The sequence below is a fragment of the Lacicoccus alkaliphilus DSM 16010 genome, from assembly GCF_900142805.1.
Classification (GTDB): Bacteria; Bacillota; Bacilli; order Staphylococcales; family Salinicoccaceae; genus Lacicoccus; species Lacicoccus alkaliphilus.
Window position 1 is genome coordinate 1 of the sequence record NZ_FRCF01000025.1, and the last position, 1,764, is coordinate 1,764.

The 1,764-nt window shown below is 51.8% G+C and carries 1 rRNA gene; it reads right to left on the minus strand.

Annotated features, from left to right (window positions below):
- A 23S ribosomal RNA gene (locus BUA12_RS12825) occupies window positions 1–1,764 on the minus strand; the annotation flags it as partial.

The following is a 1,764-nucleotide window of genomic DNA, read 5'->3' on the forward strand; positions in this document are numbered from 1 at the left end:
AGACTCCCACCTATCCTGTACAGGTGAGGTCCAGATTCAATATCAGGCTACAGTAAAGCTCCACGGGGTCTTTCCGTCCTGTCGCGGGTAACCTGCATCTTCACAGGTAATATGATTTCACCGAGCCTCTCGTTGAGACAGTGCCCAAATCGTTGCGCCTTTCGTGCGGGTCAGAACTTACCTGACAAGGAATTTCGCTACCTTAGGACCGTTATAGTTACGGCCGCCGTTTACTGGGGCTTCAATTTGCACCTTCGCTTACGCTAAGCGCGCCTTTTAACCTTCCAGCACCGGGCAGGCGTCAGCCCCTATACGTCACCTTTCGGTTTGGCAGAGACCTGTGTTTTTGATAAACAGTCGCTTGGGCCTATTCACTGCGGCTCATTTTACTGAGCACCCCTTCTCCCGAAGTTACGGGGTCATTTTGCCGAGTTCCTTAACGAGAGTTCGCTCGCTCACCTTAGAATTCTCTTCCCAACTACCTGTGTCGGTTTGCGGTACGGGCGGTCAATATCTCACTAGCGGCTTTTCTTGGCAGTGTGAATCAACAGCTTCGCCCCCTAATGGGGCTCCCCATCACAACTCATCTACTCCGGGCGGATTTGCCTACCCGGACAACTCGTTGCTTGGACATGCACTTCCAGTCGCATGCCTGACCATCCTCCTGCGTCACCACATCGCTCAATCAATATTCACCGGTACAGGAATTTCTGCCTGTCTTCCATCGCCTACGCGTCTTCGCCTCGGCTTAGGTCCCGACTAACCCAGAGCGGACGAGCCTTCCTCTGGAAACCTTAGTCATTCGGTGGACGGGATTCCCACCCGTCTTTCGCTACTCACACCGGCATTCTCACTTCCAAGCGCTCCACATGTCCTCACGATCATGCTTCACTGCACTTGGAACGCTCTCCTACCATCATTTCTGATCCACAGTTTCGGTAATATGTTTAGCCCCGGTAAATTTTCGGCGCAGCGTCACTTGACTAGTGAGCTATTACGCACTCTTTAAATGATGGCTGCTTCTAAGCCAACATCCTAGTTGTCTGTGCAACGCCACATCCTTTTCCACTTAACATATATTTGGGGACCTTAACTGGTGGTCTGGGCTGTTGCCCTCTCGACAATGGACCTTATCACCCACTGTCTGACTCCCATGAATCACATCTGTGGCATTCGGAGTTTGTCTGAATTCGGTAACCCGGGATGGGCCCCTCGTCCAAACAGTGCTCTACCTCCACGATGCTCTCATGAGGCTATACCTAAATATATTTCGGAGAGAACCAGCTATCTCCAGGTTCGATTGGAATTTCACCGCTACCCACACCTCATCCGGTCACTTTTCAACGTAAGTCGGTTCGGCCCTCCATCCAGTGTTACCTGGACTTCAGCCTGGACATGGGTAGATCACCTGGTTTCGGGTCTACAACGATATACTATGACGCCCTCTTCAGACTCGCTTTCGCTGCGGCTCCGCATCCTCTGCTTAACCTTGCATATCATCGTAAGTCGCCGGTTCATTCTACAAAAGGCACGCCATCACCCATTAACGGGCTCTGACTACTTGTAAGCACACGGTTTCAGGTTCTGTTTCACTCCCCTTCCGGGGTGCTTTTCACCTTTCCCTCACGGTACTGGTTCACTATCGGTCACTAAGAAGTATTTAGCCTTGGGAGATGGTCCTCCCGGATTCCGACGGAATTCCTCGTGTTCCGCCGTACTCAGGATCCACCTGGCTTACGCTTTATTTTCGCCTACGGGACTGTT